At 46.6% G+C, this 17,149-nt stretch carries 15 protein-coding genes; 9 read left to right on the forward strand and 6 right to left on the reverse strand.

Translation table 11 applies throughout. The features are described from left to right. Positions 1 to 4: 4 nt before the first annotated feature. Entirely contained in the window at positions 5 to 1,216 is a 1,212-nt protein-coding gene (locus NQ510_RS12395; protein ID WP_005828333.1) for an exonuclease SbcCD subunit D, read from the reverse strand. A gap of 27 nt (positions 1,217 to 1,243) precedes the next feature. Then, positions 1,244 to 1,873, reverse strand: a complete 630-nt coding sequence (locus NQ510_RS12400; RefSeq protein WP_005828335.1) for an HU family DNA-binding protein — start codon at positions 1,871 to 1,873, stop codon at positions 1,244 to 1,246. A gap of 271 nt (positions 1,874 to 2,144) precedes the next feature. Here NQ510_RS12400 and NQ510_RS12405 point away from each other — a divergent pair, with 271 nt between their 5' ends. The 6 genes from NQ510_RS12405 to NQ510_RS12430 all read left to right on the forward strand — a co-directional run bounded on the left by NQ510_RS12405 (position 2,145) and on the right by NQ510_RS12430 (position 6,700). Beyond that, the gene (locus NQ510_RS12405) at positions 2,145 to 3,227 is read left to right on the forward strand and encodes a hypothetical protein (RefSeq protein ID WP_005828339.1); all 1,083 of its coding nucleotides are present in this window, start codon (positions 2,145 to 2,147) and stop codon (positions 3,225 to 3,227) included. Positions 3,228 to 3,320: 93 nt separating this feature from the next. Continuing rightward, positions 3,321 to 3,650 carry a PAS domain-containing protein gene (locus NQ510_RS12410; protein WP_005828341.1) on the forward strand — a complete coding sequence of 110 codons (330 nt, stop codon included), beginning with the start codon at positions 3,321 to 3,323 and terminating at the stop codon, positions 3,648 to 3,650. A gap of 16 nt (positions 3,651 to 3,666) precedes the next feature. Then, entirely contained in the window at positions 3,667 to 4,536 is an 870-nt protein-coding gene (locus NQ510_RS12415) for an aldose 1-epimerase family protein (protein ID WP_034525631.1), read from the forward strand. A 105-nt stretch (positions 4,537 to 4,641) separates the two neighbouring features. Further along, positions 4,642 to 5,784, forward strand: a complete 1,143-nt coding sequence (gene araJ / locus NQ510_RS12420) for an MFS transporter AraJ (RefSeq protein ID WP_005828346.1) — start codon at positions 4,642 to 4,644, stop codon at positions 5,782 to 5,784. Positions 5,785 to 5,841: 57 nt separating this feature from the next. Further along, on the forward strand, positions 5,842 to 6,276 hold the full coding sequence (locus tag NQ510_RS12425; protein ID WP_005828348.1) for a hypothetical protein: 435 nt from the start codon (positions 5,842 to 5,844) through the stop codon (positions 6,274 to 6,276). Positions 6,277 to 6,286: 10 nt separating this feature from the next. Next, on the forward strand, positions 6,287 to 6,700 hold the full coding sequence (locus NQ510_RS12430; RefSeq protein ID WP_005836471.1) for a hypothetical protein: 414 nt from the start codon (positions 6,287 to 6,289) through the stop codon (positions 6,698 to 6,700). 65 nt (positions 6,701 to 6,765) lie between these two features. On the opposite strand, the gene NQ510_RS12435 is transcribed toward NQ510_RS12430, so the two are convergent. Both NQ510_RS12435 and rlmD read right to left on the reverse strand, forming a co-directional pair. Beyond that, positions 6,766 to 7,677, reverse strand: coding sequence for an RluA family pseudouridine synthase (locus NQ510_RS12435; protein ID WP_005828353.1), 912 nt, complete (start codon positions 7,675 to 7,677; stop codon positions 6,766 to 6,768). A gap of 60 nt (positions 7,678 to 7,737) precedes the next feature. Then, positions 7,738 to 9,159: a 23S rRNA (uracil(1939)-C(5))-methyltransferase RlmD gene (rlmD, locus tag NQ510_RS12440; RefSeq protein ID WP_005828355.1), complete on the reverse strand. Its 1,422-nt coding sequence runs from the start codon at positions 9,157 to 9,159 to the stop codon at positions 7,738 to 7,740. A gap of 203 nt (positions 9,160 to 9,362) precedes the next feature. On the opposite strand from rlmD, the gene ppdK reads away from it, so the two are divergent. Together ppdK and NQ510_RS12450 are read left to right on the forward strand one after the other, a co-directional pair. Then, positions 9,363 to 12,083, forward strand: a complete 2,721-nt coding sequence (ppdK, locus tag NQ510_RS12445) for a pyruvate, phosphate dikinase (protein ID WP_005828357.1) — start codon at positions 9,363 to 9,365, stop codon at positions 12,081 to 12,083. A gap of 167 nt (positions 12,084 to 12,250) precedes the next feature. Beyond that, on the forward strand, positions 12,251 to 13,135 hold the full coding sequence (locus NQ510_RS12450; protein WP_005828359.1) for a sensor histidine kinase: 885 nt from the start codon (positions 12,251 to 12,253) through the stop codon (positions 13,133 to 13,135). Between the two features lie 19 nt (positions 13,136 to 13,154). Here NQ510_RS12450 and NQ510_RS12455 read toward each other — a convergent pair whose 3' ends face one another. Both NQ510_RS12455 and NQ510_RS12460 read right to left on the reverse strand, forming a co-directional pair. Next, positions 13,155 to 13,763, reverse strand: coding sequence for a thiamine phosphate synthase (locus NQ510_RS12455; protein WP_005828361.1), 609 nt, complete (start codon positions 13,761 to 13,763; stop codon positions 13,155 to 13,157). A gap of 166 nt (positions 13,764 to 13,929) precedes the next feature. Continuing rightward, on the reverse strand, positions 13,930 to 14,550 hold the full coding sequence (locus tag NQ510_RS12460) for a superoxide dismutase (protein ID WP_005828364.1): 621 nt from the start codon (positions 14,548 to 14,550) through the stop codon (positions 13,930 to 13,932). A gap of 144 nt (positions 14,551 to 14,694) precedes the next feature. On the opposite strand from NQ510_RS12460, the gene NQ510_RS12465 reads away from it, so the two are divergent. Further along, positions 14,695 to 17,049: an ATP-dependent helicase gene (locus NQ510_RS12465; RefSeq protein WP_005828369.1), complete on the forward strand. Its 2,355-nt coding sequence runs from the start codon at positions 14,695 to 14,697 to the stop codon at positions 17,047 to 17,049. Positions 17,050 to 17,149: the final 100 nt, after the last annotated feature.

Raw genomic sequence — 17,149 nt, forward strand, 5'->3', positions numbered from 1 at the left:
ATGATTAGGAGTTGTTCTTGCTTTTCACTTTTTGCATGACAGTCTCCATCAGCTGGCAAAGTTCTGGGTCCATCTCTTCTCCTTCGGTTTCGCGGTAGTAGAGTCTGGCTATTTCCAGGGGAGACATTTCCTGCATCTCTTGGATGGAGATAGGCTTGCTCTCGTCAGTGTCGGCCTGCCGCTCTCGGGTAGTCTTGATGTAGCAATATTTGCATGCCTTGCCTTTGGCGGCGTTCGAGGCTTTTTCGTTGCAGTCGGGGGGCAGGTAGCCTTTTGTCAGCACATTCAGACGGAGGTATGCAGGTTTCTCTTCCGGATATTCTTCCAGCAGTTTCAAGGCGTCTTCGAAAGGTGTCGGGTCATGGGGAAGTGTGACGAGCGGAATCGGATTTTCAATTTCCCTTGTACTGATTTGTGGCTCTGCCCCTTTCTCCAACTCGATGATGGAGACGGAGTGCGGATAGGTTTCGTCGAAGCTGACGGGGAGGGGAGTGCCGCAATAGCGTGCGTGGTGATGACTGCCTTTGATGTCCCGAGGGCAATGGATGTGTCCGAGTGCCAGGTAGTCGTACCCTTCTCCCATAGCGCTGAGGGGAACATACTCTATTCCGCCGATACTCTCATCGTGCCCGCTACGGTCGCTGCCTTCAATGGAGAGATGGGCCATGAGGACGACGGGAAGCTGTGCCGTATTCCGTTTCTTCACTTCGTCCAGCAGTGCTTGGAAGAAGCGTGCCTGCCGTTGGTCGCGCGGTGTTTCAGTGTCCAGCAGGGGGAAGTTTTGCGGATAGACGTGGGGCACGGCAATGACGTAGCCTTTTGTCTTTTTTTCATTGTTTATCTCGATGATGTGCTTGTCCAAATTCACTTCCTCGGCTGTACGTTCGATGTTTCCCACAACGTTCAAGCCGAAGTGCTGCCAGAGGTTGCTGTCTATCTCCAATTTGGAGCTGCTGTCGTGGTTTCCGGCGGTGACTACGATGGTCATTTCGGGGCAGGCTTGGTGAATGTTCAGCATGGCGTCGGTGTACATCTTCTGCGTGGCGGCAGCGGGAGAGGAGTAGTGGTAGATATCTCCGCTTACCACCATGGCGTCGGGCTGCTCTTCGGTTACTATGCGGGTGAGTTGCCGTAGGAAGGCCTGCTGTTCGACGGTGCGGTCGTAGTTGTAGAGGGTGTGTCCCAGGTGCCAGTCGCTGGTATGTAGTATCTTCATTGTTTTTGTTACTTCAATGGATGTGGGTTATGGTTTCCTTAGAATATAAATCTTGTGTGTTCCTCGTCCTTTGTAGTCGATGCCCGATTCGGGATTGGCTATCCATTCGCGCAACTCGCGGGAGGCGGCGGACTTCAATAAGCCGGTCAGTTGGCAATAGTCGGCTTGGGTCATGAAGCTGTTCTTTTCCAGGTATTTTTTTGCCCGTTCCAGCCGTTCCTGCGGAGAAAACACTTGTGAGGAGCGTTGGAATTTGTCGGTGGAACGTTTCAGGTGGCAATGGCGAGCGGTACGGTACAGTAGTTCTTTGTCCACCTTGAAATGTATGTCCTTCAGGCAGATGCTGACGGCGTTTCGCTTGGTGTCTCCTTCTTCGCCCGTCTCCCGTTCACGGTCTTGCCGCAGACCGAGGGCAGGGGTGAATACTCCTAAGTTGTCAATCTTCACGGAGTAACCTTGCCCCATTTGGTAGGCTATTTCGTCGGTGATGGCTTGCATCAGTCCGATGATGTCTCCTCGTGTGAAGGATGAGGCGTATGCTATCTTTTCGGTGATGGTTTCCAAGTTCACCTGCCCGTATAGTTTCATTCGTGGGTAGAGGATGCGTTTGCCGTCTTCTCCCGGCAGGTTCAGTTCCTGCATGTTGTATTCTGCCATGATGGTAGCGTTGTTATGAGGTTCGTTTGTTTATTGGGGCTTACAGAGTTTGTCCCAAGGTTGCGGATGTGTATGCCAAGGTTGGGGATTTCTATCCCAAGGCTTGGGATAGAAATCCCCAAGGGCGAAGGTAATTCTTTATCTCTATACTTGCAAACTTTACTATTAGTAGTTAGGAAGTTTTTTATTGGTAGTCGGGAAGTTTTTTGTTATAGGTTTGAGAGAGGAATTGAAAAAAACGTTATCTTTGTTACATAAGAGAAGTGCATGAATGATGAACAAAACTAAAATTAAGCGATATATGAAATATTATCCGGACTTATTATTGTTGTTTACCTTATTGTCCGTTACCACAATGATTAAAGCACAAATATCGATAAGACCTTATAGCGAATGGGAAGCAACCCAGTTTGTTGCAGTGAACGGACATCAGCCCGAAGACTATGTAACGCCAGATAATAATTGGGAAATACTATACAATTTACGGACTCCACGTACTCAAGCCGAACTTCGTGAAATGGGTATTAAATGCTCTGATAGCCAATTATTGTTATTGGAAGTAGGTGGACTTGTCAGTAAAACAAAAGGAAAATGGAAAGCTACTATACCCATTCTCGACAAAGAACAGACCAATTCTCTAAGAAGCTTAAGTAAGGAGATTGCTGAATCCATGTATGTCAAAACAAAGGCAGACTTTATATCATTGGCACAAAATATCAGTGAAATGGGATTCAAGAACAATGTACTCTCACTTGTTTTTTCATACCTTCTGGATGGAAAAATGTGGACAAAGTTAGTCTTGTTTGAGGATGTTGACAATTATACAAGCTGGAGTGGCTGTTACTGGGTATTATACGAATCAAGAAATGGCTTTGCATGCGGTACGAATGGTTTCGGAGAACAGAATTTGATTTTGACTTACATCAATAGCGGCATTGCTCCTGACAACGACATTATGGACCATTGTGCTGATGAAATAGCACAGTTCGGAAAAGTAACAGATGCCAAACTCGTTTCTCAGTTAAAACCTTATGGGCTGGTAGATGATAATGGAGATGTATTATTTCCTATTATAAAGAAACGGCAAGACCGCTTTCATCAAATAACTGAAAAATTGGTAAACTCTATCAGTGCGGAACTAAAGAATAATTGTGGCTCCTTAGCAAGCCAATATGGTATTGACAATGAAAAAGTGGCAATGGTGATGCTGTACCATGAAGTCATGTGGGATTTGGTAGATAATCTGATTCAAGATAGGATAATCTTCACTCCAGCTATTTTCAAAGATGAAGAATCGAATAAAGAACGATTGAATGAAGTCGTTTTCTTCATAGAAGGAGGATTAATGCAATAATAATTCGATAGAGAAAAGGACATTTGACTTTGAAGAGTTTTCTGTAAATGTATTTCAAGTGCATAGAAAATAGCCAATTAAAAATAAAGAATTATGTACGAATGGGCCAATGAAATGAACTGTGCCGTAACTGTATGCGACACAAAGGGAATCATCCTATATATGAACGAGAAAGCATGCCGTACGTTTGCCAAACACGGTGACCTGATAGGCAAGAATCTCTTTGATTGCCACAACCCGCAATCGCAAGCCAAGATACGCGAACTGCTGGAGACGGGGGGAGTGAATGCCTACACAATTGAGAAGAACGGTGTCAAGAAAATGATTTATCAGACGGCATGGAAGCAGGACGGAGTGGTCGGTGGCCTGGTGGAGATTTCGATGGAAATACCCGGAGAGATGCCACACTATATGAGAAAATAACAAAATGATATATGATATGAAAACACTTTCTAATTCAGAACTGACAATTAAAGTTTCACCGCATGGAGCCGAGTTATGCAGTATCTTGCATGATGGAAAAGAATATCTTTGGCAGGCAGACCCTGCTTTCTGGAAACGGCATTCTCCGGTGCTTTTTCCCATTGTAGGCAGCGTTTGGGAGAATGAATACCGCCACGAAGGCGTTTCCTATGCATTGACGCAACACGGTTTTGCCCGCGATATGGATTTTGAATTGATGCTTGAACTGGAAGATGAAGTGCGTTATCGACTGGTTGACAGTGAGGAAACACGCAAGAAATATCCTTTCCCGTTTTGCCTTGAGATAGGCTATCGGATAGAGGGAAAGAAGATTGAAGTGCTTTGGAAAGTCATCAATACCGGAACACGCGAAATGCACTTCCAGATAGGGGCCCATCCGGCTTTCTATTACCCGGACTATGATGCGGAGACAACGGACCGTGGATATTTCGGCTTTGATAAGACGGAAGGTTTGTACTATATCCTTATCTCCGAGAAAGGATGTGCCGCTCCGGATAAGGAATATTTACTTGAGTTGACAGGTGGCCTGCTGCCTTTGAACATCCACTCCTTTGATAAAGATGCCCTGATTCTGGAAAACAGTCAAGTGAAAGAAGTTACATTATATAATAAGGAGAAGAAGCCCTATCTCAGTCTGTATTTCGACACTCCGGTGGTGGGGCTGTGGTCGCCTCCGGCCAAGAATGCTCCGTTTGTCTGCATCGAGCCGTGGTACGGGCGTTGTGACAGTGCCCATTATAAAGGTGAATATAAGAATAAGGACTGGATGCAGCACTTGATACCGGGAGAAGTCTTTAATGGTGGGTATACAATTGATATAAGATAAAAAATGAAGAAGGATACTGAAAATAATTCGGTATCCTTTTTATTTGGAGAATGCAATGTCACTATCTTTGCGCCCGGTAAAAAATATAGGTTGTTTTTTTAAGGTATGAAGAAGAGTCTTATTGCATTGGCATTCGGTACATTGGGGCTGGGGATTGCCGAATTTACGATGATGGGTATCTTGCCCTATGTGGCTACTGATTTGGGAATCAGCATTCCCGTGGCCGGTCATTTCATTTCTGCGTATGCGTTGGGTGTCTGTTTTGGTGCACCCATGCTGCTCCTGGCCCGCAAACGTCCGTTGAAGCAGATTCTGCTGGTCTTGATGACATTAATGATTGTGGGTAATATTTGTGCGTCTATGGCACCCAATTATTGGGTCTTGCTGTTGGGACGTTTTGTTTCCGGACTTCCTCATGGCGCTTATTTTGGGGTGGCTTCCATTGTTGCGGGAAAATTGGCTGATAAGGGGAAAAGCTCGGAGGCGGTTTCAATTATGATAGCGGGAATGACTGTGGCCAATCTGTTTGGGGTGCCGTTGGGTACTTCGTTGAGCCATACACTGTCTTGGCGTGCCACGTTTCTGCTGGTAGGTGCCTGGGGATTGATAACATTGTACTACATTTGGCGTTGGGTACCGCAGGTCGAAGGACTGAAAGACACGGGATTTAAAGGACAGTTCCGTTTTTTGAAGAAGCCGGCGCCGTGGCTCATATTGGGAGCTACGGCTTTGGGCAACGGTGGCGTATTCTGCTGGTATAGCTACATCACCCCGTTGCTGACCGAGGTTTCCGGTTTTAGTGCGGAAAGCATTACAGCGCTGATGGTACTGGCAGGATTCGGAATGGTTGTCGGCAATCTGGTCAGTGGGCGCATGTCCGACCGGTACACTCCGGGGAAGGTCGGTACGGTGGTGCAAGGGATGATATGTGTTATTTTATTATTGATATTTTTACTCTCGCCCCATCCGTGGTGTTCGGCAATATTGATGACACTCTGTACGGCAGGTTTGTTTGCCGTCTCCAGTCCGGAGCAGGTGTTGATGATTCGTGTGGCCCCTGGAGGAGAAATGTTGGGAGGCGCTTGTGTGCAGATGGCCTTCAATTTGGGGAATGCTATCGGAGCCTATATCGGAGGTCTTGCCTTGAGTGGAGGATACCGTTATCCCGCATTGGCAGGCGTACCGTTTGCACTGATGGGATTTATTTTATTCCTTGTCTTCTACAAGAAATTCCAGGCTAAGTATTAAGTGTTTCATTTTTTTTGTGTATGTTTGTCCACAAGTATTAACTAAACTCGATAACTTATGAAGACTTTGAATTATGTGAAGATATTGCTGTTGTGTGTATTTACGATTGGGCTGGCGTCTTGTGGGGATGATGTATATTATACCATGCAGAATAGCGACGACAAATTGTGTGGGAAGACGTGGATAGAAGAATATCAGACGGAAAACAAAGATGGAGTTGAAGTGTTATGCAGTCATCAGCTGAAGTTTGCCAAGGCTGATAATTCTGGACAGGAAATCTGGGAGTATTATCGCGGAGGCGAGTCCCGTCCCTATGAAACGACTTCACGTACTTTTACTTGGAAATGGATGGATAAGTCTATGGAGGGGTTGACTCTGAATTATGGTGCCGGTGAAATCAAGTACTTTGATAATGTATGGGTGCGCGAACATTATTTATCCGGTAAACTGGATGGAGTGGTTGTTATGATGGTAGATGCTAATTATAAATAAAGTATGGCTTATGAATAATATGTTGAAATACACAAAAATGTTATTGTTGTTTGTCCTTGTATTAGGATTGACATCATGTGATAGTGAGGAAGAAACGGAATATAATCTGCCCGGTGAATGGTATACATCTGAAGAAATAGATTTCGGGGCATATACTTGGGGTAGGGGGACGATTATGACCTTTAACGCGCGCAACCAAGGTACTATTGGTTCATATGGCGACCCGAATTATTTGCTTTTCAGATGGAATTGGGTTAGTGGGGCTTACAATCTGATGGAATTGGAATTCTATGATGATGGCAGCATGGCTTACATTGAAGGAGCCATGGCTGATTCTTATTCTTTCAGTGGTACTTGGTATAATAGCTGGAGGGAATATCAAGATAATATTCACGGACAGCCTTTTCGTATGCGTCGGCAATGACGACATGCTTATCAATAAAAAACGGAGCAAATCAATTGCTCCGTTTTTTATTGTATGTCAGCTTTTTACTTATTCTTCAAAACCAATTTCTTGAACTCTCCCGGATAAGGTGTTTCAAACCGCATCAGCTCTCCCGTGACGGGATGATAGAAACAGAGTTTGAAAGCATGCAGGGCCAAGCGTCCGATAGGATTTACGTCTTCCAGTCCATAGCGTCCGTCGCCGATAATGGGATGCCCCAAATCCTGCATGTGTACACGTATCTGGTTTTTTCGTCCCGTTTCCAGGTTCAGTTCAACGAGAGAGTATCCATTGGCTCGTTTGATGGTACGGTAATGCGTAATGGATTCTTGTCCCCCGTCATCTGTCGGGCTGGAGTATACATACAGCTTACGGTCTGTCAACCAAGAAACCACGGTTCCTGCATCTTTTTCCATCTCGCCGACCACTACGGCTACGTATCGCCGGTCTGTTACAATGCCATGCCAGTTATCGCGTAGTGTACGTTGGGTCTTCTCGTCTTTGGCAAACATCATCAAGCCGGAGGTGTCACGGTCCAGGCGGTGCACGATGTGTACACGGTGCTGCTTGCCCGAGCGTTGCACGTATTCATTCAAGATGGTATAGGCGGTACGTTCCTTTTGCCGGTCAGTGTTGACGGACAGCAAACCCTGCATCTTCTCTATCACGATGATATAGGCATCCTCGTATACAATCTTCATCAGTTTATGGTTGAACTCTTTACGTCCCTTCTCACGGCTGATTTGTACTTTCATACCCGGTTTCAGGGGAAAATTGTATTGTGTAGTGATAACGCTGTCCACATATATAATGCGTTTGCTCAGCAATGATTTCAGCTTGGTGCGGCTGGCGTCCGGCATTTTAGCTGCCAGAAACTCCATGAGCTCCATCGGTTCCTTCACCATGTAGTCCGTATATTGTGTGCGGGCTCTTGCTGTAATTTTTTCTTTTGCCACGACTGGTTTTAATTTACGATTAGACAATTTACAATTTACGATTGAAAACTACTTGGACTTTCAATCTTTTAATTCCAATAATACTACGTTTTCCACATGGTGGGTGTGCGGGAACATGTCTACCGGTTGAACGGCCTTCACTTTATATTTCGCATCGAGCAGTTGCAGGTCGCGCGCCTGCGTAGCCGGATTACAGCTGACGTATACGATGCGTTTGGGTTCGGCAAACAGAATGACATCCACTACATCCTGGTGCATTCCGGCACGGGGAGGGTCGGTGATGATGACATCGGGACGGCCGTATTGGTTGATGAAGTCTTGTGTCAGCATGTCTTTCATATCTCCGGCAAAGAACAATGTATTTTTAATTCCGTTAATCTCGGCATTGACCTTGGCGTCTTCAATGGCTTCGGGCACATATTCTATGCCGATTACCTGGCGTGCGTGCTTGGATACGAAATTGGCAATGGTACCCGTGCCGGTATAAAGGTCATAAACAAGCTCGTTACCGGTCAGTCCGGCAAAGTTGCGCGCTACTTTGTAGAGGTTGTAGGCTTGTTCGGAGTTGGTCTGATAGAAAGATTTGGGACCTACCTTGAAGCGCAGTCCCTCCATTTCCTCGAAGATGTGGTCTTTTCCCTTGAAGGTGTGTACCTCGAGGTCGGTGATGGTATCGTTGCACTTATTATTAATAATGTATAGCAGGGAAGTGATTTCGGGGAATGTATCTGCTATGTATTGCAGCATTTGCTTGAACAGAGCCATTTCCTCCTCTTTCTCTATCTTGCAGATGAGGATTACCATCAGTTCGCCGGTGGTAGAGGTACGCACAATCATATTGCGTAGCATTCCTTCATGCGTACGCAGGTTGATGAAGGAATAGTTGTGCTGGTAGGCATAGTCGCGTACCGCATTGCGGATGCAGTTGGATATATCGTCCTGCAACCAGCACTTTTCTATGGCAAGCACTTTATCGAAAGCATTGGGAATATGGAAGCCTACGGCATTCATCTGTTCGTACACTACATTCTGCTGAACCTCTTCTGTCGTCAGCCAACGTTTGTTGGAAAAAGTGTACTCCAGTTTATTCCGGTAGAACTGAGCTTTTTCTGAACCTAATATCGGAGAGATTTCCGGCAATTCGATTTTGCCGATGCGGGTGAGGTTGTCCGTTACTTGTTTTTGCTTATACTTGATTTGCTCGGAATAGGGGAGAACCTGCCATTTACAACCGCCGCATACACCATAATGTTGGCAGAATGGAACTGCCCGTACTGCCGAATATTCATGGAATTTCACAGCCTCGGCTTCAGCATAATGATGCTTTTTTCTCTTAATTTGCAGGTCAACTACATCGCCGGGGACGACATATGGTACGAAAATCACCAAATCATTGACTTTTGCGATGGCTTTTCCTTCGGCAGCCACATCCGTAATTGTCACCTTCTCCAGTAGGGGAAGTTCTTTTCTCTTTCTTGCCACTTTTACACCAATCTAATAAATTCTTCGGCAAAAATAGACATTTTTTCGGGATTTCTCTCTATGAAATGAAATATTAAAGATTGCAATGTCGAAATTGCATTTTAGCATAAAGTTTTTTCTGAAAAAGTTTTCTAGTCTGCGAAATATACTTAGATTTGCGAACAGAAAAGAGAAATCACTATCAAAAACTTTAAATTTATATTATGGACAAAAAAAGAGTTTATACCTTTGGTAACGGCCAGGCAGAAGGAAAGGCCGATATGAGAAACCTTTTGGGTGGGAAAGGTGCTAACCTTGCAGAAATGAACCTTATAGGGGTTCCGGTTCCTCCGGGCTTTACAATAACGACAGAAGTTTGTACGGAATATTATGAAATGGGGCAGGATAAAGTCGTTGCTCTGTTGAAGAACGAAGTTGAACAGGCCATTGCCCATGTGGAGACGCTGATGCGTTCCAAATTCGGTGATGTGGAGAATCCGTTGCTGGTTTCCGTTCGTTCGGGTGCACGCGCTTCCATGCCGGGCATGATGGACACTATCCTGAATCTTGGCTTGAATGACGAAGTGGTGGAAGGCCTGACGCGTAAGACGGGCAATGCACGCTTTGCATGGGACTCTTACCGTCGTTTCGTGCAGATGTATGGCGACGTGGTGCTGGGTATGAAGCCGGTGAACAAGGAAGATGTAGACCCGTTCGAGGCTATTATAGAAGATGTGAAACATGCTAAAGGCGTGAAGCTGGATAACGAGCTTGAGGTGGAAGACCTTAAGGAACTCGTGAAGAAGTTCAAGGCTGCGGTGAAAGAACAAACCGGAAAAGACTTCCCGACTTGTGCCTACGAGCAGTTGTGGGGTGCCGTTTGTGCCGTATTCAACTCCTGGATGAACGAACGCGCCATCTTGTATCGTAAGATGGAGGGAATTCCTGACGAATGGGGTACTGCCGTAAGCGTTCAGGCTATGGTATTCGGTAATATGGGCGAGAGCTCTGCTACGGGTGTTTGCTTCAGCCGCGATGCTGCTACCGGTGAAGACCTTTTCAACGGTGAGTATTTGATTAATGCACAAGGCGAAGACGTGGTTGCCGGTATCCGTACTCCGCAACAGATTACAAAAATCGGTTCTCAACGTTGGGCTGAATTGGCCGGTGTAAGCGAAGAAGAACGTGCCAGCAAGTATCCTTCCATGGAGGAGGCTATGCCGGAAATCTATAAAGAATTGGATGCTTTGCAGACGAAGCTCGAAAACCACTACCGTGATATGCAGGATATGGAGTTTACCGTACAAGAGGGTAAACTCTGGTTTCTCCAGACCCGTAATGGTAAGCGTACCGGTGCCGCTATGGTGAAGATTGCCGTAGATTTGCTGCATCAAGGTATGATTGACGAAAAAACCGCATTGATGCGTTGCGAGCCCAATAAGTTGGACGAATTGCTCCACCCGGTATTTGACAAGACAGCGCTGAAGCAAGCCAAGGTATTGACCCGTGGTCTTCCCGCTTCTCCGGGTGCCGCTACGGGACAAATCGTATTCTTTGCCGATGATGCTGCCGAATGGCATGCTGCCGGCAAGCGTGTGGTGATGGTACGTATCGAGACTTCTCCGGAAGATTTGGCAGGTATGGCAGTTGCCGAAGGTATCCTGACTGCCCGCGGTGGTATGACTTCGCATGCGGCAGTGGTTGCCCGTGGTATGGGTAAGTGCTGTGTGTCCGGTGCAGGTGCCTTGAACATCGACTACAAGGCGCGTACAGTGGAAGTGGATGGTGTACTGTTGAAAGAAGGTGACTATATCTCCTTGAACGGAAGCACCGGTGAAGTATATAAAGACAAGGTGGAGACAAAAGCGGCTGAGCTGTCCGGTGACTTTGCGGAACTGATGGATTTGGCAGACAAATATACGAAGCTGCAGGTTCGTACCAATGCGGATACTCCTCATGATGCCGCAGTAGCACGTAATTTTGGCGCTGTGGGTATCGGTCTTTGCCGTACGGAACACATGTTCTTTGAAGGCGAGAAGATTAAAGCCATGCGCGAGATGATTCTGGCAGAAAATGCAGAAGGGCGCCGCAAGGCTTTGGCTAAGATTCTTCCCTACCAGCAAGCTGACTTCAAGGGAATTTTCAAAGCAATGGAAGGCTGTCCGGTGACGGTGCGTCTGCTTGATCCTCCTTTGCATGAGTTTGTTCCCCATGACCTGAAGGGACAGCAGGAAATGGCAGATACGATGGGCGTGAGCCTCCAGTATATCCAGCAACGTGTTGAGGCACTTTGTGAGCATAATCCGATGTTGGGTCATCGTGGTTGCCGTTTGGGAAATACATATCCTGAAATTACACAGATGCAGACGCGTGCCATCCTGGGTGCTGCTTTGGAATTGAAGAAGGAAGGTGTTGAAACCCATCCTGAAATCATGGTGCCTCTGACCGGTATCTTGTATGAGTTCAAGCAGCAGGAAGAAGTGATTCGTGCTGAGGCTGCCCAGCTGTTTGAAGAAGTGGGTGACAGCATCGACTTCAAGGTAGGTACAATGATTGAGATTCCGCGTGCCGCCTTGACTGCCGACCGCATTGCTTCCTCTGCCGAGTTCTTCTCATTCGGTACGAACGACTTGACTCAGATGACATTTGGTTATTCACGCGACGATATCGCTTCCTTCCTCCCGATTTATCTGGAGAAGAAGATTCTGAAAGTAGACCCGTTCCAGGTACTCGACCAGAATGGTGTAGGACAGTTGGTGCGCATGGCTACTGAAAAGGGACGTGCTATCCGTCCGGATTTGAAGTGCGGTATCTGCGGCGAACATGGCGGTGAGCCTTCTTCTGTGAAGTTCTGCCACAAAGTTGGCTTGAATTATGTCAGCTGTTCTCCGTTCCGTGTGCCTATTGCACGTCTGGCTGCGGCGCAGGCTGCCATTGAAGGCTGATTTCAATAATACTGAATAATGACATTTATGGGCTGCATGCTTTACTTGGTAATGGCATGCGGCCCATTTTGTTGGAAAAAACTGTAGTTTCTATTAATTTATTTGTATTTTCTTTAGTATATTTGCTTCCCATAATTTTATAGTTTCCAATAAGCAAGCAAAAAACGATGATATTGACAATTACGGCAGCATACGATGTTTGGACGAATGACTTCTATCAGAATAATGAAGCATTGGTATATAGTTTTGGGATAATTGTCATTCTGCTTTTGGTCATCATGATAATCATTTCCATCAGCAAGAGCAAAAGGTTGAAGACGTTGCAGCGCATCAATGAGGTTGCCGAAGAATCCAACCAGCTGAAGAATGCTTTCATCGCTAATATGACTCACGAAATTCGTACTCCTTTGAATGCCATTGTAGGCTTTACAACTATGCTTGCCGAAATGGATAATTTGGACAGAGAAACCCGTATGGCTTTTCTGAAGGAGATTAATGATAACAAGGACTCGCTGCTGCAACTGGTCAATGACTTGCTGGACTATTCGAAGATTGAGGCAAATACTCTGGAATATAACGATGGAGAAGTGGATGTAAACGCGCTGATTGATGAAGTCTGTACGACGGAGAATATGCGCTCGCATCCCACGGGCATTCAGGTGGAGTTTGTAGAACGGCTGCCTCAATGCCGTTTGGTGGTAGACCGCGTGCGTTTTGCCCAAGTCATAGGTAACTTGGTGAGGAACGCCTTGAAGTTTACGGAGATGGGCAGTGTGAAAATCGGTTGCAGGAGATTGAGCAACCATAACTTCTATTTTTATGTGGCAGATACAGGCTGTGGTATCGATGAAGTGGGAAGACATGCCATCTTTGAACGGTTTGTGAAGATGAACTACAATATCAAAGGTACGGGGTTGGGGCTTTCCATCACCAAATCTATTGTGGAGCACTATGGGGGAGGTATCGGTGTGGAGTCTAAGAAAGGGGAAGGCTCCACCTTCTATTTCACGTTGCCTGCCGGTATTGAATACAAAGAGTACGGTAAATTTTGATTTGCCAGTCCAAGAAGGCTCAATCAGCCATTTTCTTCAACTTCTTGAAGTGGCGGATTACTTCCAGATAATCGCGGTCGGTGCAGGCATTGAATTTATTCCATAAGTCACCCATTACAACGGCACCACCGAATCCGTAATCCTTAATCTCCAGTATGTTGTCGGGAGTAATGCCTCCCAAAGCCATGACTCTACTGTCTATGACCTTACTTTTTCCTGCTTGCCGCAACTCTTCGGCTGTGAAGCCGGACGTGACTCCGGACTTTGTGATGCAATTATATATCGGGCTTAGGAACAGATAGTCATAGAAATGCTTCTTGTTCTGCACTTCGTCCAGTGAATGGCAGGTGCAACTGATGTGGCCCGAATAGTCGTGGGGCTCTTTGGAATTGCGGGTGTTTAGATGAATCCCCATCAGGCTGAACTCTTCCTGCAGGTAGAAGTGCTCATGGGTAATGATGCGCTTATGGTATTTTTCGGGTATCAGCGTTAAAAGCCGTTCTGAATACATGGCGGGAGTTTCCGGCTTCCTCAGATGTAGAATATCCAGCCCCTCTTCGAATAGTGCCGTGATAATCTTGTCTTCTTCCACAAAAAATGTGGGTGCTGTTACTACGATGAGTTTCATTTCTTTTGTTTAACTTTTAAGTTTAGCAAAGTTAATGAATACTTATGGTAGAAGCCAAAGAATTTCTTTAAAATATGTTAGATGGCTATTTTAAACAAGAAAACGCATTCTTGAATCTTAGTTGCTCAAGAATGCGTCATTAACATGTTTAGTGGGACCTTGTTGCTTATTTCAGTCTTTTACCTACTACATCCCAGTCGATGATGCTCCACAGTTCGTTCACATGGTCGGCACGGCGGTTCTGGTAATCAAGATAGTAGGCATGTTCCCACACGTCGAATCCGAGTAGCGGAACAAGACCGGCGCGTACCGGATTGCTACCGTTGGCTTCTTTGGTGATGTGGAGTTTGCCGTTCTTGTCGGCAGACAACCAAGCCCATCCGGAGCCGAACAAGCCGACAGCTGCCGCGTTGAATTCCTTCTTGAAATTCTCAAAGCTGCCGAAGTCGCGTTTGATGGCTTCTGCCAGCTTGCCGGTAGGCTCGCTGTGGGCAGGCTTCGGAGCAAACTGTAAGAAGTATAATGTGTGGTTCAACACTTGTCCTGCATTGTTGAAGATGGCACCGTCCGGTGCTGTGGCAACAATGGTTACCAGGTCTTTGCCTTCAAATTCCGTTCCCGGAACGAGGTTGTTGAGGTTGTTCACGTAGGTTTGCAGATGTTTACCGTAGTGGTAATCTATGGTTTGCTGACTGATTACAGGTTCCAGTGCATTGTTAGTGTAGGGAAGTTTTGGCATTTCGTAAGTCATAACTGTTATCATTAAAATCGTTAATATTGTATTCATAAGTTTCAATTATTTAATTTTGGAACTTTACTATATAAACACTATAACCTATAGAAATGTTCGTACGTCTCCGAAGCTTTTTTTATCTTTGCCTCCGTAAAAACAAAGGAAGGAAAAATATCATCATTTTAAGATTATACGGATATGCCCGATTATATAGAGGAACTGAACGAAGGACAACGGAACGCGGTGTTATACAATGACGGTCCGTCACTGGTGATAGCCGGTGCCGGTTCGGGAAAGACGCGCGTGCTGACCTACAAGATTGCTTATCTGCTGGAGAATGGCTACCAGCCTTGGAACATTCTGGCATTGACCTTTACCAACAAGGCGGCGCGCGAAATGAAGGAGCGTATAGCCCGTCAGATGGGGCCGGAGAGGGCGCGCCATCTGTGGATGGGAACCTTTCACTCCATGTTCCTGCGCATTCTGCATGTCGAGGCCGGGCATATCGGCTTCACTTCGCAGTTTACCATTTACGATACGGCGGACAGTAAAAGCTTGATACGTTCCATTATCAAGGAAATGGGGCTGGATGAGAAAGTGTACAAGCCGGGGATGGTGCAGGCGCGTATCTCGAATGCCAAGAATCATCTGGTTTCTCCGGCAGGCTATGCCAACAACAAGGAGGCTTACGAAGGAGACCGTGCTGCCAAGGTTCCGGCGCTTCGCGACATCTACCAGAGATATTGGGAGCGTTGCCGGCGGGCGGATGCGATGGACTTCGACGATTTGCTGTTCTACACATTCCTGCTGTTCCGAGACCACCCCGAGGTGTTGGCACGTTATCAGGAGCAGTTCCGTTACATTCTGGTGGATGAGTATCAGGATACCAATTTTGCACAGCACAGCATCGTGCTGCAACTTGCCAAGAACCATCAGCATGTCTGTGTGGTGGGGGATGATGCACAGAGTATTTACTCCTTCCGTGGTGCCGATATTGACAATATTCTCTACTTTACGAAAGTATATCCCGATACGAAGGTCTTCAAGCTGGAGCAGAATTACCGTTCCACCCAGACCATTGTCCGCGCGGCCAACAGCCTGATAGAAAAGAACCAGTGGCAGATACGCAAGGAAGTGTTCTCGGAAAAGGAGAAGGGAGAGGCCATTGGTGTGTACCAGGCATACAGTGATGTGGAAGAAGGGGATATTGTGGTGAATAAGATAGCTGAACTGCGGCGTGAAAAGCGCTATGCCTACTCTGATTTTGCGATACTCTACCGTACCAATGCACAGAGCCGTATCTTTGAGGAAGCCATGCGCAAACGCAGTATGCCTTACCGTATTTATGGAGGCTTGTCGTTCTATCAACGCAAGGAAATCAAAGATGTTATCGCTTACTTCCGTCTGATAGTGAATCCCAATGATGAAGAGGCTTTCAAACGTATTATCAATTATCCTGCACGGGGTATCGGAGATACGACAGTGGGAAAAATCATTGCTGCCGCCACCGGGCACAATGTCAGTTTGTGGACTGTGCTTTGTGAGCCGTTGGCGTATGGCTTGAACTTCAATAAAGGTACGGTGGGAAAGTTACAGGCATTCCGCGAACTTATATCCGCCTTTATCACAGATGCTGCGGAGAAGAATGCCTATGAGATTGGTGCCGACATTATCCGCCAATCGGGCATCATCAATGATGTGTGTCAGGACAACTCTCCCGAGAATCTGAGCCGTAAGGAGAATATAGAGGAGCTGGTGAACGGTATGAGTGATTTTTGTGCCCAACGGCAGGAGGAAGGAAAACCGAACGTGTTGTTGGGTGACTTCCTTTCGGAAGTTTCCCTTCTTACCGACCAGGATTCGGATAAGGATGGGGACGATGAGAAGATAACCCTGATGACTGTACATTCGGCCAAGGGATTGGAGTTCAAGAATGTGTTTGTAGTGGGGATGGAGGAGAATCTTTTTCCCAGCGGCATGGTGGGTGACTCTCCCCGGGCATTGGAGGAAGAACGGCGGCTGTTTTATGTAGCCATCACACGTGCCGAAGAACACTGTTTCCTGTCGTATGCAAAGACACGTTTCCGGTATGGCAAGATGGAGTTCGGCAGTCCCAGCCGTTTCCTGAAGGATATAGATATACGTTTCCTGCGTCTGCCTCAGGATGCGGGAATGTTCCGCAGGGTAGAGGAGGAAGCCGCCGCTTTCCGCAGGGAGAACGCCAGAGGCTTTGCGCCTGATAGGGAAGATGCTCCGTATGGAGGAAAAGAACGTGTGTCTGTACGACCGAAACAGCAGATTATTGCGCCGACCGTTCCACGTAATTTGAAACGGGTGGCGCCTTCTGCAAATACGGCAAGTACATCGCCTTCTGCCGGCGGGTCTGCCAACTGTGTACAGCAGGGACAACTGATAGAGCACGAACGTTTCGGCCTGGGTGAAGTTTTGAAAGTGGAGGGCGAAGGAGACAATGCGAAAGCCACCATCCGCTTCAAGAATGCGGGAGACAAACAACTTTTGCTGCGCTTCGCGCGTTTCAAAGTGCTGTCATAGGATAGTCGCATCTTTTGTCTCACACAAAAACGGGATATTTGTAAGAGGATGATGGTATAAGTGTAGGACCGTGGTATCTTAAAAAAAGACAGTTAGAACG

The organism is Bacteroides uniformis (assembly GCF_025147485.1).
Taxonomy (GTDB): Bacteria; Bacteroidota; Bacteroidia; order Bacteroidales; family Bacteroidaceae; genus Bacteroides; species Bacteroides uniformis.